18 protein-coding genes, 1 pseudogene and 3 riboswitches are annotated in these 18,012 nt (G+C 36.3%); of the genes and pseudogenes, 15 read left to right on the forward strand and 4 right to left on the reverse strand.

Translation table 11 applies throughout. The features are described 5' to 3' along the window. Positions 1-5 precede the first annotated feature (5 nt). Positions 6-2,198: a DNA topoisomerase III gene (locus ACM6HU_RS02250; protein WP_016132338.1), complete on the reverse strand. Its 2,193-nt coding sequence runs from the start codon at positions 2,196-2,198 to the stop codon at positions 6-8. Positions 2,199-2,735: 537 nt separating this feature from the next. After that, positions 2,736-2,845: riboswitch (TPP riboswitch) on the forward strand. A gap of 69 nt (positions 2,846-2,914) precedes the next feature. Between ACM6HU_RS02250 and thiM the strand changes: the two genes are divergently transcribed. The 3 genes from thiM to ilvA all read left to right on the forward strand — a co-directional run bounded on the left by thiM (position 2,915) and on the right by ilvA (position 5,728). Continuing rightward, on the forward strand, positions 2,915-3,724 hold the full coding sequence (gene thiM, locus ACM6HU_RS02255; RefSeq protein ID WP_016132339.1) for a hydroxyethylthiazole kinase: 810 nt from the start codon (positions 2,915-2,917) through the stop codon (positions 3,722-3,724). A 15-nt stretch (positions 3,725-3,739) separates the two neighbouring features. Continuing rightward, a complete protein-coding gene (gene thiE / locus ACM6HU_RS02260) occupies positions 3,740-4,396 on the forward strand; it encodes a thiamine phosphate synthase (RefSeq protein ID WP_016132340.1) in 657 nt (218 codons plus the stop codon). A gap of 123 nt (positions 4,397-4,519) precedes the next feature. After that, entirely contained in the window at positions 4,520-5,728 is a 1,209-nt protein-coding gene (ilvA, locus tag ACM6HU_RS02265) for a threonine ammonia-lyase (protein ID WP_016112913.1), read from the forward strand. A 72-nt stretch (positions 5,729-5,800) separates the two neighbouring features. Here ilvA and ACM6HU_RS02270 read toward each other — a convergent pair whose 3' ends face one another. Next, positions 5,801-7,114: an anaerobic C4-dicarboxylate transporter family protein gene (locus ACM6HU_RS02270; RefSeq protein ID WP_016132341.1), complete on the reverse strand. Its 1,314-nt coding sequence runs from the start codon at positions 7,112-7,114 to the stop codon at positions 5,801-5,803. A 277-nt stretch (positions 7,115-7,391) separates the two neighbouring features. Further along, positions 7,392-7,766 (reverse strand): hypothetical protein, encoded by a 375-nt coding sequence (locus ACM6HU_RS02275; protein WP_016132342.1) that lies wholly within the window; start codon positions 7,764-7,766, stop codon positions 7,392-7,394. Between the two features lie 131 nt (positions 7,767-7,897). Then, a riboswitch (TPP riboswitch) is annotated at positions 7,898-7,999 on the forward strand. A 104-nt stretch (positions 8,000-8,103) separates the two neighbouring features. Between ACM6HU_RS02275 and ACM6HU_RS02280 the strand changes: the two genes are divergently transcribed. From ACM6HU_RS02280 to ACM6HU_RS02300, 5 genes are all read left to right on the forward strand, one after another. After that, positions 8,104-8,424 (forward strand): MTH1187 family thiamine-binding protein, encoded by a 321-nt coding sequence (locus tag ACM6HU_RS02280; RefSeq protein WP_006093425.1) that lies wholly within the window; start codon positions 8,104-8,106, stop codon positions 8,422-8,424. Next, the gene (locus ACM6HU_RS02285; RefSeq protein ID WP_016112916.1) at positions 8,396-9,172 is read left to right on the forward strand and encodes an ABC transporter permease; all 777 of its coding nucleotides are present in this window, start codon (positions 8,396-8,398) and stop codon (positions 9,170-9,172) included. The genes ACM6HU_RS02280 and ACM6HU_RS02285 overlap by 29 nt, the downstream gene beginning before the upstream one ends. Next, positions 9,169-10,167, forward strand: coding sequence for an ABC transporter substrate-binding protein (locus ACM6HU_RS02290; protein ID WP_414847970.1), 999 nt, complete (start codon positions 9,169-9,171; stop codon positions 10,165-10,167). Before ACM6HU_RS02285 ends, ACM6HU_RS02290 begins: the two co-directional genes overlap by 4 nt. Next, on the forward strand, positions 10,164-10,913 hold the full coding sequence (locus ACM6HU_RS02295) for an ABC transporter ATP-binding protein (RefSeq protein WP_414847971.1): 750 nt from the start codon (positions 10,164-10,166) through the stop codon (positions 10,911-10,913). The genes ACM6HU_RS02290 and ACM6HU_RS02295 overlap by 4 nt, the downstream gene beginning before the upstream one ends. A 496-nt stretch (positions 10,914-11,409) precedes the next feature. Continuing rightward, positions 11,410-12,951, forward strand: coding sequence for an ABC-F family ATP-binding cassette domain-containing protein (locus tag ACM6HU_RS02300; RefSeq protein WP_414847972.1), 1,542 nt, complete (start codon positions 11,410-11,412; stop codon positions 12,949-12,951). Positions 12,952-13,049: 98 nt separating this feature from the next. Here ACM6HU_RS02300 and ACM6HU_RS02305 read toward each other — a convergent pair whose 3' ends face one another. Further along, complete coding sequence (locus ACM6HU_RS02305) at positions 13,050-13,367, reverse strand: hypothetical protein (protein WP_016112920.1); 318 nt, start codon at positions 13,365-13,367, stop codon at positions 13,050-13,052. A gap of 239 nt (positions 13,368-13,606) precedes the next feature. After that, a riboswitch (SAM riboswitch) is annotated at positions 13,607-13,720 on the forward strand. An 84-nt stretch (positions 13,721-13,804) separates the two neighbouring features. Between ACM6HU_RS02305 and ACM6HU_RS02310 the strand changes: the two genes are divergently transcribed. From ACM6HU_RS02310 to ACM6HU_RS02340, 7 genes and pseudogenes are all read left to right on the forward strand, one after another. Beyond that, positions 13,805-14,617 (forward strand): MetQ/NlpA family ABC transporter substrate-binding protein, encoded by an 813-nt coding sequence (locus ACM6HU_RS02310; RefSeq protein ID WP_016112921.1) that lies wholly within the window; start codon positions 13,805-13,807, stop codon positions 14,615-14,617. A gap of 12 nt (positions 14,618-14,629) precedes the next feature. Then, positions 14,630-15,670, forward strand: coding sequence for a methionine ABC transporter ATP-binding protein (locus ACM6HU_RS02315; protein ID WP_016112922.1), 1,041 nt, complete (start codon positions 14,630-14,632; stop codon positions 15,668-15,670). Continuing rightward, entirely contained in the window at positions 15,645-16,313 is a 669-nt protein-coding gene (locus ACM6HU_RS02320) for a methionine ABC transporter permease (RefSeq protein ID WP_016112923.1), read from the forward strand. Before ACM6HU_RS02315 ends, ACM6HU_RS02320 begins: the two co-directional genes overlap by 26 nt. A 204-nt stretch (positions 16,314-16,517) precedes the next feature. Then, a pseudogene (locus ACM6HU_RS02325) lies at positions 16,518-16,814 on the forward strand (thioredoxin family protein). A 13-nt stretch (positions 16,815-16,827) separates the two neighbouring features. Beyond that, the gene (locus ACM6HU_RS02330; protein ID WP_016112924.1) at positions 16,828-17,082 is read left to right on the forward strand and encodes a hypothetical protein; all 255 of its coding nucleotides are present in this window, start codon (positions 16,828-16,830) and stop codon (positions 17,080-17,082) included. A gap of 102 nt (positions 17,083-17,184) precedes the next feature. Further along, complete coding sequence (locus ACM6HU_RS02335; RefSeq protein ID WP_016112925.1) at positions 17,185-17,328, forward strand: hypothetical protein; 144 nt, start codon at positions 17,185-17,187, stop codon at positions 17,326-17,328. Positions 17,329-17,408: 80 nt separating this feature from the next. Then, positions 17,409-17,993 (forward strand): TetR/AcrR family transcriptional regulator, encoded by a 585-nt coding sequence (locus ACM6HU_RS02340; RefSeq protein ID WP_016112926.1) that lies wholly within the window; start codon positions 17,409-17,411, stop codon positions 17,991-17,993. The last annotated feature ends 19 nt before the right edge of the window (positions 17,994-18,012 follow it).

An 18,012-nucleotide genomic window follows, 5' to 3' on the forward strand; every position in this document is an offset into this window, starting at 1 on the left:
TTTTTTTATTCAAATTTTAACTTTTTTAATGCTTCTGCTAGTGCGTTATTTAATGGCTCTTCTTCTTCTTTTTGTTGCTGCTTCATATATTTTTGAACGTAGCGTTTATCTGCTTTATTTCCTGATTCTTTCTTGCGGCGCTCTTGGAATGTAGAAAGCTTCTCGCGATATCCACATTTACATGCGAAGATTTGCCCATCTCCTTCACCGCGAAGTTCTAGTTTTTTCTTACATTGAGGGCATCTTGCATTTGTCGTACGGGATACATTTTTACGATGACCACATTCGCGGTCTTGGCATACAAGCATTTTACCTTTTTTGCCGTTTACTTCAAGCATCGGTTTGCCACAGTCTGGACAAGTTTTTGTTGAAATGTTTTCATGCTTATACTTTTTATCGTTTGATTTAATTTCAGCAACGATTTCTTTTGTATAGTTTTTCATCTCGGAAATGAAAATTTCTTTTTTTAATTTACCTTTTGCGATAGCTTCAAGTTTTTGTTCCCATTCAGCAGTTAGTGTAGGAGATTTTAGTTCTTCCGGTACTAAATCAAGTAACTGACGACCTTTTGATGTAATGTGAATATCTTTACCACGTTTTTCAATCAAGAATGAATTAAATAGTTTGTCAATAATGTCAGCTCGTGTAGCCACAGTACCTAATCCACCAGTTGATTTTAACGTATCAGCAAGTTGTTTATTTTGCGTATCCATGTATTTTGTAGGGTTTTCCATTGCTGAAAGTAACGTTGCTTCATTAAAGCGTGCAGGTGGTTTTGTTTGACCTGATGTTTGAGCAATTAGTTTTACGCTTAATGTATCGCCTTTTTCAATGCGAGGTAAAATTTGCTCTTTTAAATCTTCAACTGCATCGTCATCTTCAAAGCGGTTTTCATATACTTCTTTCCAACCAGAATGTAAAATCGTTTTGCCACGTGCAACAAACGTTTCATCACCAATTTTCGTGCGTAATGTTAGTTGTTCATATTCAAAGGCTGGGAATAAGACTGCTAAGAAACGTTTTACCACTAAATCATAAATTTTGCGTTCTTTATCTGTGAAAGCTGAGAAATTCACATAGCTTTCCGTTGGGATGATTGCGTGATGATCGCTTACTTTACTATCATCAACAAATGCTTTAGTGGATTTTATAGGCTTATTTAAAATTTTATGAGCTAAAGGACGATATTCTCCTACTCCACACGCTTTTAGACGCTCTGGAAGTGTTCCGACGATATCAGATGAAATATAGCGCGAATCTGTACGAGGGTAAGTGAGTACTTTATGTTGCTCATACAATTTTTGCATAATATTTAACGTTTCTTTTGCAGAATAACCAAAGATTTTATTTGCATCACGTTGTAGCTCTGTTAAGTCATAAAGACCAGGAGCAAATGATTTTTTCACCTTTTTATCGATTTCTACCACAGTTGCATTTTGTTTATCCAGTTTTGTCACAATGGTATCGATTTTTGCTTTATCAAAACTGCGACCATTCCCTCTAGCGTCTTGCCAAGTCAATTTTAACTTTTCTGTTGTTTGAGCTTCAATGCCGTAGTATGTTTGTGCTTTGAAGTTTTTAATTTCGTCCTCACGACCTGCAATGATAGCCACAGTAGGTGTTTGTACACGACCACAGTTTAGTTGAGCATTAAATCGAGTAGTTAATGCACGTGTTGCATTAAGCCCGATATACCAGTCAGCCTCCGAACGTGCGACAGCTGAAGCGTATAAATTTTCATATGCTTTACCTGGCTTTAAGTTTGCGAAGCCATCTTTGATTGCTTTATCGGTAACAGATGAGATCCATAGGCGTTTAATAGGTTTATTAATTCTAACTTTATCAATAATCCAACGCGCGACTAATTCTCCCTCTCTTCCAGCGTCTGTAGCCACTATTATTTCAGTAACATCTTTTCTAATCAGTTGACTTTTAACGGCATTAAACTGTTTGCCAGTTTGCTTAATCACTGTCAATTTCAAACGTTCAGGTAGCATTGGTAAATCTTCTAGATTCCACTTTTTATATTTTATATCATAGCTTTCTGGGTCTGCTAATGTAACAAGATGCCCTAAAGCCCAAGTAACGATATATTTATTACCTTCAAGATAACCATTTCCTTTTTTATCACACTTCAATACACGTGCAATATCACGTGCAACAGAAGGTTTCTCAGCAATTACAACACTTTTTGCCATATTTAAAACATCCTTTCAAGTTTCCGTAAGTTAAATATAGCATAGATCCTTTGCGGATTCAGTTATGCCGAAGATTCTAACCTTTTGTTATTAATTAAATACTCTATATCTTTGACTAGTTAAGAGGGGGAAATTTTAGTATTTCGGATATAACAAAATAGTAGGATATCTTTGTCCTTTTTTAAAAGGACAAACCATTATTTCACAAGGCGAAAAAGTATCAAAACGCGATGTTGCGAAGTATATGAAACAATAAAATCAAGATGATGAGCCGCGTAATCCTGCGTTAGCGGAAGCTTTGGCAAAATTGAAATTTGGTTCAAAAGAAAAAAGGGAACTGCTCTCATTTTCTCACTTTGTTTGAACTTGGCATGGGGCTAAAAAAGGACCTGACCGCTTCTATGCATGGCCGGATGCTCTCTCCCACCTAAAAAAGGGTTTTTATCGTTTTTTCAATTTGTACTTATATATTAAGATGACAAAAACGTGTAACTTGTTATTTTAAGAGAATAAGAGTAGACTCTGAATTAGATGAATAAGAAAACACATGGGAGTTTGCGGATGCAGACTGAGAGTACGACTAATCTGTCGTTGACCATTAGAACCTGTTGGATAATGCCAGCGTAGGGAGAGTGTAACAGCACATGTTCAGGCACTTTGCATACGCGAAGTGTCTTTTTGTGTATCTCCCATTATAAAGTTAGGAGATGAAAAGAATGAATATAAAAGAAATCGCAAAAGTAGTGGAGACAGTGAGAGCGGCTAATCCTCTTGTGCATAATATTACAAATGTCGTTGTAACAAACTTTACGGCCAATGGTTTACTTGCATTAGGAGCTTCACCAGTTATGGCATATGCAAAAGAAGAAGTGGCAGAAATGGCTAGCATTGCCGGAGCACTTGTTTTAAATATGGGTACACTTCGTCCTGAAGAAGTAGAAGCGATGTTAATTGCCGGGAAGTCTGCGAATGCACATCATGTACCTGTGTTATTTGATCCAGTTGGTGCAGGGGCAACGTCTTATCGAGCAGAAGTTGCAAGACATATTCCGAGTGAAGTGAAATTAGCGATGATTCGCGGGAATGCAGCGGAAATTGCTAATGTTATCAATGAAAAGTGGGAGATTAAAGGTGTCAATGCTGGGGCTGGAAACGGTGATGTTGTAGGAATTGCGAAACAAGCAGCAGATGAACTAGATACAATTGCGGTGATTACTGGAAAAGAAGACGTTGTAACAGATGGTGAGCGAACAATCATTATTCGCAATGGACATCCAATTTTAACGAAAGTGACAGGTACAGGTTGTCTATTAACTTCTGTAATGGGGGCATTTGCAGCGGTTGAAAAAGATTATGTCAAAGCGGCAGTTGCTGCATTAACGTTTTATGGTGTAGCAGCGGAAATAGCTGCAAGTAAAACAGTAGAGCAAGGACCAGGAAGTTTCCAAATTGAATTTTTAAATCAGTTAGCAAACACTACTGCAAATGAGATTGTACAATATGGAAATATCCAAGAGGTGCAATAAGAAGGGGTAAAAGAAATGGCAAGTATTGATCAACAACAAATGTCCAAGTTATTGCAAGTGTATTTTATTATGGGAAGTAATAACTGTGAAAGAGATCCATTACAAGTAATGAAAGAAGCGTTAGATGGCGGAGTAACGCTTTTCCAATTTCGTGAAAAAGGTGAAGGAGCTTTAGCTGGGGAAGAACGAGTGCGTTTTGCTAAGCGGCTACAAATGCTTTGTAAAGAATATGATGTACCTTTTATCGTGAATGATGATGTAGAATTAGCAATTGAATTGGGTGCAGACGGTGTTCATGTTGGACAAGATGACGAAGGAATTACATCCGTTCGTGAAAAAATGGGAGATAAAATTGTCGGGGTATCTGCTCATACGATAGAGGAAGCTCGTTTTGCAATTGCAAATGGGGCGGATTATTTAGGAGTAGGACCTATTTTTCCGACGAGTACGAAGAAAGATACAAAAGCGGTGCAAGGAACGAAAGGGTTGCGTTATTTTAGAGAAGAGGGAATTACAATCCCGATTGTTGGTATTGGAGGAATTACACTTAAAAATGCTGCTTCTGTTATAGAGGCAGGGGCTGATGGAGTTTCTGTTATTTCTGCAATTAGTTTAGCAGATTCGCCTTATGAAAGTACGTCTTTACTGACAGGTATTTTTAATGATAAATAGTGAAAATCGTTGATATATGGGAAGAACCATTTCTAATGTGAAGAAATGGTTTTTTTGTCGTATAAAACAAAGTGTGCGGCTCAAACTAATATGTATGAACATATATCGTTTCGGAGGTACAATATGATTTCATTACAGGATATTATAGCTGCTCATGAGAAGATGAAAGGCATTGTCCATATGACACCACTAGATTATTCAAGTACATTTAGTGAACTATCGCATAATGAAGTATATTTGAAACTCGAAAATTTACAAAAGACGGGTTCTTTTAAAGTACGTGGTTCTTATAATAAGATGGTTTCTCTTGATAAAGGTGAATTAGAAAATGGGGTTGTTGCAGCGTCTGCTGGAAATCATGCACAAGGTGTCGCCTATTCTAGTAATATGCTCGATATTCCCTGTACGATTGTGATGCCAAAAGGTGCACCGCTTAGTAAAGTGCTTGCGACTAAGCGATATGGTGCACATGTAGAGTTGCAAGGTGATGTATTTGATGATGCATTAGCGTATGCGCTAGATTTGAAAGAACAAACAGGAGCAAAGTTTGTACATCCATTTGATGATGAGGCTGTAATCTCTGGTCAAGGGACGGTAGGTTTAGAAATATTGCAGCAGCTTGATGACGTCGAAGCAGTTATTTGTCCTGTTGGTGGTGGCGGCTTAATTGCAGGTGTTGCGATGGCGATTAAAGAACAAAAACCGTCGGTGAAAATATATGGTGTACAAGCGCTTGCTTGTCCGGGGATGAAGCAATCCTTAGAGGGAAAGAAAGTTATTACTGTGGAATCTTCACCAACTATGGCAGATGGAATTGCAGTGAAAAGACCGGGAGAACTTACATTTCAGCTTGTAGAGCGATATGTAGATGATATTTTTTGTGTGGATGAAATGGAAATTGCACGAACGATGCTAATGCTACTTGAACGCAATAAATTATTAGTAGAGGGGTCCGGTGCTAGTTCATTAGCGGCGCTACTATATCAAAAAATTCCTGTGAAAGAGAAAAAAGTTGTGTCGATTTTAAGTGGTGGAAATGTTGATGTTAACTTCATTACTCGTATTATTGAACATGGGATGGTTGAAGCCGGCCGCTTTGTTCATATTGCAACAATGATTAAAGATAAACCAGGACATTTGCAACATTTACTCGAAATTGTAACAAGTTTTGAAGCAAATGTATTACATATTCATTTAGAGCGGATTGGAACAAAAGTGTTTCCTGGGTATGCGCAGCTCCATTTATCATTAGAAACGAAAGATAAAAACCATATTGAAGAAGTGCTAAGTGGGATAGAGAAAAAAGGATATAATGTAGAAGTTATTGAATAAAGAATTTAAACAAACGTTTGATTAAATAAAAAGCACAAACTTTATTTAGAAAAAGTTTGTGCTTTTTGTTCGTTAAAACATAATTGAAATTAAGAGCATCCCAATTCCAATGGAAGCAAATGTTGCGACCAGACCAGGAATCATAAAGCTATGATTTAATACATATTTACCAATACGTGTTGTTCCTGTACGGTCAAAGTTGATCGCAGCAACAATTGTTCCGTAGTTCGGAATGAAGAAATATCCGTTTACTGCAGGGAACATCGCAATAAGAAGTGCTGGTGAAATACCAAGTGATAATCCGAGTGGCACTAACGCACGTACTGTTGCTGCCTGGCTATACAGTAAAATAGATAGAATAAATAATGCAATAGCGAATAACCATGGTGCGCTTGTTACTAAGTGTTGAATCGATCCTTGAATCGTACTTAAGTTTCCGTTAAAGAATGTGTCTCCCATCCAAGCGATACCGAAGATTGCAACAACGGCTGTAGCACCGGCTTTGAAGACATTTCCAGATACAATGCTTTCTACATTTGGTTTACAGAAGATAATAATAAGAGCAGCAATTGTAAGCATGACCATTTCAATTGTATTTGGCATTGAAAGACGAACTAATTTTCCATCTATCATCCATCCTGGACGAAGTGTTTCGAATGAACCAAGAAGAACAACAAAAATAGTTGCAAATAAGAAGAGAACAACAGATAACTTGGCACCTTTTGCACCGATAAATTCTTTCTTTTCTTCAAGTTTAGGAATCATGCCTTCTTTCAATCGTTTTAAGTATTCAGGGTCTTCATTTAACTCTTTACCCATTTTGCTCGCAACGAAAGCTGCTAACATACAAGCGATAAAAGTAGAAGGAATACTTACTTTTAAAATATCTAACAATGTAATTTTATAATCAGCTAGCATTGCTAACAGGGCCACAGTTGCAGCAGAGATTGGACTTGCTGTAATTGCTTGTTGCGAAGCGATTACGGCAATTGACATCGGGCGTTCAGGTCTAATTCCTGATTCACGTGATACCTCTGCAATAACGGGAAGTACGGAATAGGCAACATGTCCAGTTCCAGCGCACAATGTAAATAAATATGTCACAATAGGTGCGAAAAATGTAATGCGCTTCGGGTTTTTACGAAGTGCTTTTTCTGCAAGATGAACAAGGTAATCCATTCCACCTGCAGCTTGTAAGGCACCTGCAGCTGTAATGACTGCTAAAATCATCAGCATAACGTCAATAGGAGGAGCTGTAGGTTGTAAATGGAATATGAATACGAGGATTGCCATACCAACTCCACCCATTACCCCTAGTCCAACTCCACCAAGGCGTGCGCCGATAAAAATGCAGAGTAATAAGGTAATAAATTGTAGCCAAAACATGATAAACTACCTCCAAAATCCATATGGTAAGATATTTTTGAATAATTTAATTTGAATGCCGATTATTAAATTAAACAAATAAAGACCTGTCAAATCAACCTTTTTATTATATAACACATAAAATGTAACATTCACTATATTTCGTGACATTATTTCGGAAAAGCAATTACTTTAATTTAATATACAAATAAGAAATAATGGACGTATAGTAAATGTGTTGCAAAGAAAAAAGCAGAAACGAATTCATCCGTTTCTGCTTTTTTCTTATGAAAGAGACTTATTTTAGAGATTCTTTAATTTGTGTGAAAATATTAATAGCAAAAATGATAATGGCAAGAACAACAAGAATACTTCCACCGGCAACAAAAGGTATAACTGCATGATAGCCATAAATCTCAAAAGCGAGTGCAATCATCATAATCGGTAGCCCGATATGTAAGAGCCAAAAATGCCATTTACCAAGTTTCGAGGCACCAGCTTCTTTGAAAATATAATATAAAATACCTGCTAACATCATAGAAGTCCAACCTAATAATAAAACATGTACATGAACGGCGGTCAATTTGTAATTAGCTGAAATTGACATGAATAACCCCATACAAACACCGATGACAAAATAAATAGAAGAGATTTTAATGAAACGAATTCCCATTTTTAGCCCCCTTAATATACTTGTATGTTTGCTACAATAAAATATATGACCAATAGATTATGAGCAGTATCATATTATAAAAAAATGTGGATTTGTTTGTTTGAAAAAATAAATCATGCTACAATGAAAACGAATTAAGACCGGGGAGCCAATTGGCTGAGAGGATGTAAGTAAACATCGACCCTCAACCTGATCTGGATAATGCCAGCGTAGGGAGTTACTTAAAGTGATGTAAGCAGATGTTATTGTATAATAACTTGCATACAAGGCTTTCCTGCGTAGTTTGTAGGAAAGCCTTTTCTTTTTACAAAACATATTTTGCAAGGGGGATTTTCGGATGTCACAACAAGTTACAATTTCATTTTCAGTCGTACCACAAGCAAAAACGAAAGATGTGTATGCCGTTGTTGATAAAGCAATTGAAGTTGTACAACAATCGGGTGTTCGTTATGAAGTAGGTGCGATGGAAACAACACTAGAAGGAGAATTAGACGTGCTTCTTGATGTCATTAAGCGTGCACAACAAGCTTGTGTCGATGCTGGAGCAGAAGAGGTTATTACTTCTATTAAAATTCATTATCGTCCAAGTACAGGTGTAACGATTGATGAGAAAGTTTGGAAGTACCGTGATGAATATGAAAAACCGGAAACGATCTAACATAACAATTACAACGATTTGGCTTATCCTTCTCATTGCTATATGGGAAGGATCTGTTTCATTATTCCGAATTGAACCGTGGATTTTACCCAAGCCTTCTACTATTGTACAGGAACTCATTGGAATGAAAGATTTATTGTTGCCAAATACAATGCAAACACTACAAGAAGTTATCATCGGATTATTCTTTGCGATTTTACTTGGAACGAGTATTGCAATTATTATGGACGTTATTCCGTTATTTCGCATTTTAATTAATCCGTTACTCGTAATATCACAAACGATACCGATTGTTGTGCTAGCACCTTTATTCATTATTTGGTTTGGGTATGGGATGCTGCCGAAAGTGATGGTCGTGATTCTTGTTTGCTTCTTTCCGATTGCCTTGAGTATTTTAGAAGGTTTCCAAACAGTAGATAAGAACATGCTTAAGTTATTACAAACAATGCGCGCGACAAAATGGCAAATCTATCAGAAGGTAAAATTCCCAGCCGTGCTTCCATACTTTTTCTCTGGGCTGAAAATTGCGGTTACATATAGCGTAATGGGAGCGATTATTGGGGAATGGCTTGGTGCGAGTGAAGGGTTAGGTGTTATGCTTACGCGTGCAACAAAATCCTTTTTAACAGCGCGTGTATTTGGTATCGCAGCAATTATCGTAATGGTGACATTGCTCTTGTATTTTATCGTAGAATTTATGGCAAGACTAACAGCACCATGGATATACAGAAAGGACGACAGAAAATGAAAAAAGGCTTAAAAGTTATGCTAGCAGCGTTGCTAGCGGTAGGCGTGGTCGGTTGTAATGCGGCGAAGAAAGAAGAGAGTACAGAGAAAGGGAAGAAAGTAAAAGTTGTTTTAGATTGGTTTCCAAACACAAACCACACTGGTTTATATGTAGCGAAGACAAAAGATTACTATAAAAAGCAAGGCTTAGATGTAGAAATTATTCAACCAGGTGATAATGTGTCAGCAGAGCAAATGATTGCTTCAGGAAAAGCTGATTTCGGTGTAAGTTATCAAGAAAATGTAACATCAGCTCGTGTTGAAGGAATCCCAGTCGTTTCAATTGGAGCAATTATTCAACATAATACATCTGCATTTGCGTCGTTGAAAAAAGATAATATTACTTCTCCGAAAGATTTTGAAGGAAAACGTTATGGAGGCTGGGGAGCGCCAGCAGAAGAAGCGACGTTAAAAACAATTATGGATAAGCATCAAGCTGATTTTAGTAAAGTAGAAAAGGTTGTTCTTGGACAAACAGATTTCTTTAAATCGATTGGTAAAGATGCAGATTTTGAATGGATTTATTATGGCTGGGATGGCATTGAAGCGAAACGACAAGGAAAAGAATTAAATACAATCATGGTAAAAGATTTAGATCCAGCACTAGATTTCTATAGCCCTGTCATTATTACAAGTGAAAAGCATACAAAGCAAGATAAAGATTTTGTGAAAAAATTCATGAACGCAACGGCAGAAGGATATAACTTTGCAATTAAAGAGCCAAAAGAAGCGGCTGATATTTTAATTAAAAATGTACCGGACATTAATAAAGAGTTAGTACAAGAGAGCCAAAAATGGTTAAGTACGAAGTATCAAGACGATGCGAAAGCGTGGGGAGTACAGAAGGAAGAGGTTTGGACAAATTACATGAATTTCTTACACGATAACAAAGTTATTAAAAAGAAAATTGATGTAAAAGATGCCTTTACAAACGAGTTCCTTCCAAGCGAAAAATGAACGGATTACAAATAAAAGATGTTGTGAAAGCATTTGATGGGAAAAATGTACTAGAAAAGATTAGTGCTTCTATACAAGAAGGTGAGTTTGTCTCGTTTGTAGGCCCAAGTGGTTGCGGAAAAAGTACGTTATTAAATCTGATTGCGAGTGTTGAAGAGGCAACTAGTGGTGAGGTAATCTATAACGATACCCTTGTTCAAAAACAGGATATTGTAAGTTATATGCCGCAACAAGATTTGTTGCTCCCGTGGCGTTCAGCACTACAAAATATTGTTCTTCCATTAGAAATTGATGGGAAGCCAAAGAAAGAGCGACTTACAGAAGGAATGGAAGCCTTACAACAATTTGGTCTAGCTGAATACGCAAATCATTATCCAGATGCATTATCCGGTGGTATGCGTCAGCGTATTAGCTTCCTTCGTACTTATTTATGTGAAAAATCTATTATGTTGCTTGATGAACCGTTTGGGAAGCTCGACGCATTTACAAAAATGGAAGTGCATCGTTGGCTTTTGGATTCTTGGCATCAAGAGAAACAAACGATTGTGATGGTAACGCATGACTTGGATGAAGCAATTCTATTATCTGATCGTGTATTCATTATGTCACAAAGGCCAGCTACGATTGTTGGTGAAGTGCATGTGAATTTACCACGTCCTCGTACGATGGATATGTTGACATCTCTTGAGTTAAAAGAAGATAAGGCCGAGATTTTAGGGATATTGGCTCCTTATATGCGGAAGTAATGAAAGCTTCTTAACAGTTTTTGTGACTGTTAAGAAGCTTTTTGTTTTAGAGGGAGAAACAGTGGGTTAAATGATTGAACAAAGAGTGGATTCACTCATTTTAGATTTTACAAGTCTGTATGCAATGGAGAAAATGTCCAAAGAAATTTTTAAAGAAAAAGAGGAACAAACAGATTCATAACGAATAAAATATAAGAGCATGGTGTATGCTTATTATAAGACAATAATGATTTATAAAGGAGTGAAAGGATAAGATGACTTTATCAACTGTTCTTCAAATGGTTTTAGCTTGATATGGGAGAAGTCTGCCCATTTTTAAAGTTTAAGCCAAATTGAAGACAGCAGGTAAAGAACCTTGATCCTTTTTTACAATAATAATTTGTAATGGGTAAGGTGTGTTCACCTTACCCATTTTTTGTACACAATTAAATAAGATCTTTATTTTGCTGTTCTCTCTATTTGGCTTGTTAGTTATAAAGAAAAGGAGAGAACAAAAATGAGCGTATTAACAGTAGAAAATCTTACACATACGTATGGAGATAAAACCATTTTATATAATGCTTGTTTTCGATTATTACAAGGTGAACATGTGGGGCTTGTCGGAAGTAATGGTGCAGGGAAGTCAACATTGCTTCGGCTTTTAATAGGAGAAGTCTTGCCTGATGGGGGGATGATTGAATGGCTTCCACATGTAAAGGTGGGGGTTTTAGAGCAGCATATTGATTTACAAGAAGGAATGACAATTGAGGAATACTTGCGAGGTGCATTTTCTCATCTATATACGATTGAACGTGAAATGATAGCTATTGCTGAAAAGATGGCAAAGGGAACGGATTTAGAGAAGCTATTAGTACGATATGGGGAGTTACAAAATGTATTAGAGGGCTCAGATTTTTATCAAATTCATACCAAAATAGAAGAAGTAGCAGCTGGTTTAGGTTTGTTAGACTTAGGTATGAAAAAAGATGTTTCAAAATTAAGTGGTGGCCAGCGTACAAAGTTATTACTTGGGAAGCTTCTTTTAGAGAAACCGCATGTTTTACTATTAGATGAGCCAACAAACTATTTAGACACAGTTCATATAGATTGGCTAAGAGCATATTTACAAGTGTATGAGCATGCTTATATTGTTGTTTCACATGACGAATCATTTTTAAACAATATTACGAATGTTATTTATCATTTAGAGGGGCAAACAATTAAGCGCTATACAGGAAATTATGAGAGGTTTTTAGAAAGTTATCGCTTGCAGAAACAGCAATTACAAGTGGCTTATACGAGACAACAAAAGGAAATTGCAAATTTAGAGAGTTTTATTCAAAAAAATAAAATTCGAAAAGCAAAGCAGGCAAAAAGCCGTGAAAAGGTATTGGAGAAAATGAAAAAAATTGAAAAACATAACGATGTACCACGGCCGCGTTTTCATTTTCAGATTCACACTGAGCCTGTGAGCCGCATATTACAAGCACAGCAAATTCAAATTGGTTATGTGGAGCCATTGTTTCCATCCCTTAATTTACAAGTGAAAAGGCGCGAAAAGATTGCAATTGTGGGTCATAATGGAATTGGAAAAACAACAATGCTAAAAACGTTGTTAGGACAATTAGAACCATTAAGCGGGAGAGTTCATATTGGAGAGCGGGTACAACCTGCATATTTTGCGCAAGAAGAATTTAGTGCAGAAACTACACCGCTTGAACAAGTATGGTCAGGACGTCCGGATATGACGCAAAAAGAAATTCGTCAATCTTTAGCAAGATGTGGTTTAAAGGAAGAACATATTCGGCAGTCTCTTTGCATTTTAAGTGGTGGAGAACAAACGAAGGTACGTTTATGTGAACTTATGTTAATGCGGAGTAATGTTTTAATTCTAGATGAGCCGACGAATCATTTAGATGTACAGGCGAAAGAGGCATTGAGAGAAGCTTTAGAACACTATCAAGGAACAATTTTACTTGTTTCTCATGAACCTTCTTTTTATGAATCTTGGGTGACGCGAGTTTGGAATCTGGAGGAAATGAACGTTACTAAAAAATAATAGAGCCGTTTATTTAGGAGTGTAATGGGTAAGGCATAAAATATTTTAGTATGAAAATCATGAAGCAGCTACATGTTACGTAGCTGCTTTCATATTATTTATTGATTTACTTGTAGTCGCTCTTGAATGAATAATAGTAATTTAACAATACTGTCTTCCATATAAATATCAAATTTTTGTCGATGAAATTCACCATGTTCGTTATAAAAAATAAGTTCTCCTTTACCAGCAGCTTCGTTTATCAACATATGAAAACTAAGTGGCGTTGCTACGATGGAGCCGTTATCATCTCGTAAAAGTATTTGGCATAGTGTTCCTTGTTGTGCTTCTTCATATAAAAAATCATAATGAAAGGATTGAGAGAGTTTTTCTATCTGAGATAATAGTAGGGTTTGTATAGCATGTTTATCTTGCATACAGTATAACCTCTTTTCGTTTGTTTATATAAAGTATTTGCTGTTCTAGTATATTAACGATAGGGATACTTTGTACATAGCTATTGCTCATTCCGTCTAGAGAGTACCAAATAGATAATTAGAAGAAAGAAATCTATTCCTCATTCGTAAATAAAGTATATTCAGAAAAATCCTATTGACAAAATTTTTTGTAAGATTTACTATTAGTACCATAGTTTTTGAAAAATTTAATACCAATACTCTTATCCAGAGAGGCGGAGGGACTGGCCCTATGATGCCCAGCAACCGAGCTTATGAATTATAAGCTAAGGTGCTAATTCCTGCAAAACGATTTTCGTTTTGGAAGATAAGAGAGGAGCCTATTTTGTCTATTCGACACCTCTCTTATTTGAGAGGTGTTTTTTGTTTAAGAACAGATATATAAGGGGGAATTGTATATGAAAAAGTTGTTGCTAAGTATTGTAAGTGGAACGGTATTGTTATTAGGCGCATGCAGTGCTGATTCGGGGAAGGAAGCAAAAGCGCTAGATGAGAAAAAGATTACAGTTGGTGTAACGGGTGGACCACATGAACAGATTTTTGAAAAAGTAAAAGAAGTGGCGGCAAAAGATGGTCTACAAGTTGATTTAAAGGTATTTAATGATTATGTAGCACCAAATGTATCGTTAGACGAAAACGACATTGATGTGAATAGCTATCAAACGAAATCCTATTTAGATGTATTTAAAGCAGAACGCAATATGAAATTGACAGAAGTATTTTCAACGGTAACGTTCCCAATGGGAGTATATTCTAAAAAACTGAAAGCTGTAAAAGAGTTAAAAGATGGAGATGCAATTGCTGTACCCAATGATCCAACGAATGAACTTCGGGCATTAAAATTATTTGAAAAAGCAGGTGTTTTAAAGGTTGATCCAAAAGCAACCGAGAAAGCAACAGCAAAAGATGTGATTGAGAATCCGAAGAATTTAAAAATTGTTGAATTAGAGGCGTCACAATTACCAACGCAGCTAGATGAAGTGAAAGCAGCGGCGATTAATACGAATTTTGCATTAGGTGCAAAACTAAATCCAGCTAAAGATTCTATTTTCCGTGAAGGAAAAGATTCACCATATGTAAACTGGGTGGTTGTTCGTACGGGAAATAAGGATGATGCAGCTGTAAGAAAATTGAAGAAAGCTTATCAATCTAAAGAAGTGAAAGAGTTTATCGAGAAAAAATTCGATGGTTCTGTTTTGCCGTCTTGGTAGGAGCTGACTATAATGATTGAACTGAAAAATATATCCAAAGTATTTACAACAAAAAAAGGTAAGGTTGAAGCTCTTAAACCAACTTCTCTTAAAATAGAAAAAGGAGAAGTATTTGGAATCATCGGATATAGTGGCGCTGGTAAAAGTACATTAATCCGTTGTGTAAATTTATTAGAAAAACCAACAACAGGAAATATAATTGTAAATGAAAAAGATTTAACAACTTTATCTACAAAAGAGTTAGCTAAGGCGAGACAAAAAATCGGGATGATTTTTCAAGGATTTAACTTATTAAAAACAGTCAATGTTTATGAAAATATTGCATTACCTTTACGTCTAGCTGGGATTCCAAAAACTGAAATTGAAAAAAGAGTAGAAAAATATTTACGTATTGTTGACCTTTTTGATAGAAAAGATGCATATCCAAGTGAGCTTTCTGGTGGTCAAAAACAACGTGTTGCGATTGCGCGTGCACTATCCTATGAACCAGAAGTTTTGCTAAGTGATGAAGCAACAAGTGCATTAGACCCAGAAACAACGGATTCTATTTTAGATTTGCTACTAGAGATCAATGAGAAAATAGGTATTACGATTTTGCTAATTACACACGAAATGAATGTAATCCAGCGTATATGTGATCGAGTTGCTGTAATGGAGAATGGGGCTGTGGTTGAGAGTGGCACAGTAAAGGATGTTTTTACAAATCCGCAACATGTAACCACGAAAAAATTTGTAAACAGCGCTTTTGCAGCTAAAATTCCGGAAGAAGTACAGAAAGAGCTAAAAAACACTGGGGAGATTGTAACGCTTTCGTTTATAGGGAACTCTTCAGGAGAACCAGCATTGGCTGTTGCTACAAAACGATTCCAAGTGTATCCCAATATTTTATCTGGTAATGTTGCACAATTAAAGCATGAAGCGTACGGTAAACTCGTTGTTCATATGCAAGGTGAAGAAAACGAGGTACATAGAGCTTTAGCATTTTTACAGGAACAAGGAATCATCGTAGAAGGAGGTAGGGAAGAGTATGGGAAACAAGTCCTTTTTGGATGAATGGAGTAAAGTGATATGGGAAGCAACGATTCAAACGTTTCAAATGACATCAATTTCACTACTTATATCAATTATTATTGCATTGCCACTAGGAGTAACACTTGTTTTAACAAGGCCTGGTGGTCAACTAGAGAATAAAATCGTATACCCTATTTCTAATACAATTATTAATGTCATTCGTTCTATTCCATTTATTATTCTATTATTCTTCATTCTACCGTTTACAAAACTGCTTATGGGAACTTCAATTGGTGTGAAAGGTGTGATTGTACCGCTTGTTGTATTTACAGCTCCTTATATTGCACGTTTAATGGAAACAGCTTTATTAGAAGTGGATCGTGGTGTAATTGAGGCGTATCAAGCGATGGGAGTTTCTACTATAAAAATTATTTGGCACGTTATGGTTAGAGAAGCGCGTCCATCGCTTGTGCTCGGCTTGACCATCGCAACGATTGGATTAATCGGTGCAACTGCGATGGCTGGACTTGTAGGAGCAGGTGGTCTTGGAGATTTAGCATATCGATTTGGTCATTTGCGTTATGAGCCAGAAGTGATGTATGCAACAGTCTTTATCCTAATTATTCTTGTTCAAGGATTACAATCTCTAGGGAACGGGATTGCGAGAAAATTAAAGAAAGATTGAAAAAGTGCGGTAGCTCTAATATAAGAGGTATCGCACTTTTTTATCATTTTAACCGAGAAGACCCCCTCCTCTAAACGAAGTGAAGGTGGGGGGGAGTTCAATTTTTGGAATATAGGTATAAATAAAATTGAAACCTAATTTTTTTAGATACCATATCGTGGTATCATTTAAATTTTTCATGTAAAATAATAGTAAAAATATGTAATAGAAGAATTAATAGCATATATTGAAGAACAAGGACGATTACTTTTATTCATAAAAGCCGAAAATTGTGGTGTGTGTGATGTGATGTTAGAGAAGGTAAATCGTTAGTTAAAGCAATATAAAAATGTGGAAAATATTGTCGTTTCGTTGGAGGATATGAAAGAAATTTCAGCGAAGTATTTAGTATTTACAGCACCAACAGTTTTATTATTTCATCAAGGAAAAGAAATACTTCGTGAGTCACGATTTATTTCCTTAGAGAATACAGAACGAACATTAAAAATGTTCGGAAAATAAAGGGGGATTTCATATGGGATTTGTAATAGCGGCATTATTGTTTTTAGTTTTAATTGGAATGATTGTAAAATCAATTAGATCAAATAAACGGAAAGTAAATCTTTATAAATCAGGTACTGGTGATAGTACATCCACTACGGCTACTTCTACACCATTGTTCTTTGCAGGATCTGATAGCGATAATTCACATGATTGTGGAAGTTCGTTTGGAGGAGATAGCGGTTTTTCAGGTGGTGATGGCGGCAGCTGTGGCGGCGGTGGGGATTAAAAAAATACGCTCTTTATGGGCGTACTTCTTTTTAAACAAACGTTTGTTTAAATGCAGTGTATTAATACATAAGGAATATATGATGTTACAAGGGGAATGAACATGGAGAAGAAGCCGAAAGTTAAAAATAAAGGGAAGGTAGCTTTATTTTTATTAGTTGCAGGAGGAGTATTTATTTTTAAACTTGGTTTGAAGGTTGGAGCTATTCATACACTTCGAACATGGTTTGAGAATATTTTTTCCTAAATAAGGAATATGACCTCTTGTAAAAGAGGTTTTATATTTGTTAATATTAGACTGAACGGTCGGTTTGGTGAGGTGTGAACATGAGGAAGAATGCAGAAGAGATAAAAAAAGAAATAGCGTACCAAGCGGAAGAGTTATTTTCACAAAAAGGATACGCTGCAACATCTATGGAAGATATTTGTGAAATTACTGAACGTAGTAAAGGTAGCATTTATTATCATTTTAAAAGCAAGGAAGAATTATTTTTATTTGTAGTAAAACAACATACGTATGATTGGCTTGAAAAGTGGAATGAAAAAGAAAAGCATTATCATACGAGTACCGAAAAATTATATGGGCTTGCAGAGTACCACGTGGAAGATATACAACAGCCTATTTTTAGTGCCGTGGAAGAGTTTTCTACAAGTCAAATTGTGAGCAAAGAAACTCTGGATGAAATGCTGGTTTTAGCAAGGGCATCATATGGTGTTTTTGAAAAATTAATTGAAGAAGGTATAAAATCTGGAGAATTCCGTCAAGGAGATACCAGGGATCTTATGTACATTGTAAATGGCTTATTATCAGGGCTTGGGGTACTTTACTATGAGCTAGACTCTACAGAAATGAAACGCATTTACAAGAAGGCAATAGATGTACTGCTACAAGGAATGGCAGCTGAATCTTAAATCAGCAGCTTTTCTTTCA

It is taken from the genome of Bacillus sp. IT-79MI2 (genome assembly GCF_949768135.1).
In the GTDB taxonomy this organism is placed as follows: Bacteria; Bacillota; Bacilli; order Bacillales; family Bacillaceae_G; genus Bacillus_A; species Bacillus_A pseudomycoides.

Bases quoted from the DNA above. Each gene is read 5' to 3' on its own strand.
- ACM6HU_RS02285 (WP_016112916.1), top strand. From the start codon at position 8,396: ATGAATATGAAAAACCGGAAACGATCTAACATAACAATTACAACGATT.
- ACM6HU_RS02270 (WP_016132341.1), bottom strand. From the start codon at position 7,114: ATGTTTTGGCTACAATTTATTACCTTATTACTCTGCATTTTTATCGGC.
- thiM (WP_016132339.1), top strand. From the start codon at position 2,915: ATGAATATAAAAGAAATCGCAAAAGTAGTGGAGACAGTGAGAGCGGCT.
- ACM6HU_RS02335 (WP_016112925.1), top strand. From the start codon at position 17,185: ATGGAGAAGAAGCCGAAAGTTAAAAATAAAGGGAAGGTAGCTTTATTT.
- ACM6HU_RS02320 (WP_016112923.1), top strand. From the start codon at position 15,645: ATGGGAAACAAGTCCTTTTTGGATGAATGGAGTAAAGTGATATGGGAA.
- ACM6HU_RS02310 (WP_016112921.1), top strand. From the start codon at position 13,805: ATGAAAAAGTTGTTGCTAAGTATTGTAAGTGGAACGGTATTGTTATTA.
- thiE (WP_016132340.1), top strand. From the start codon at position 3,740: ATGGCAAGTATTGATCAACAACAAATGTCCAAGTTATTGCAAGTGTAT.
- ACM6HU_RS02290 (WP_414847970.1), top strand. From the start codon at position 9,169: ATGAAAAAAGGCTTAAAAGTTATGCTAGCAGCGTTGCTAGCGGTAGGC.
- ACM6HU_RS02280 (WP_006093425.1), top strand. From the start codon at position 8,104: ATGTCACAACAAGTTACAATTTCATTTTCAGTCGTACCACAAGCAAAA.
- ACM6HU_RS02295 (WP_414847971.1), top strand. From the start codon at position 10,164: ATGAACGGATTACAAATAAAAGATGTTGTGAAAGCATTTGATGGGAAA.
- ACM6HU_RS02330 (WP_016112924.1), top strand. From the start codon at position 16,828: ATGGGATTTGTAATAGCGGCATTATTGTTTTTAGTTTTAATTGGAATG.
- ACM6HU_RS02250 (WP_016132338.1), bottom strand. From the start codon at position 2,198: ATGGCAAAAAGTGTTGTAATTGCTGAGAAACCTTCTGTTGCACGTGAT.
- ACM6HU_RS02315 (WP_016112922.1), top strand. From the start codon at position 14,630: ATGATTGAACTGAAAAATATATCCAAAGTATTTACAACAAAAAAAGGT.
- ilvA (WP_016112913.1), top strand. From the start codon at position 4,520: ATGATTTCATTACAGGATATTATAGCTGCTCATGAGAAGATGAAAGGC.
- ACM6HU_RS02305 (WP_016112920.1), bottom strand. From the start codon at position 13,367: ATGCAAGATAAACATGCTATACAAACCCTACTATTATCTCAGATAGAA.
- ACM6HU_RS02340 (WP_016112926.1), top strand. From the start codon at position 17,409: ATGAGGAAGAATGCAGAAGAGATAAAAAAAGAAATAGCGTACCAAGCG.
- ACM6HU_RS02300 (WP_414847972.1), top strand. From the start codon at position 11,410: ATGAGCGTATTAACAGTAGAAAATCTTACACATACGTATGGAGATAAA.
- ACM6HU_RS02275 (WP_016132342.1), bottom strand. From the start codon at position 7,766: ATGGGAATTCGTTTCATTAAAATCTCTTCTATTTATTTTGTCATCGGT.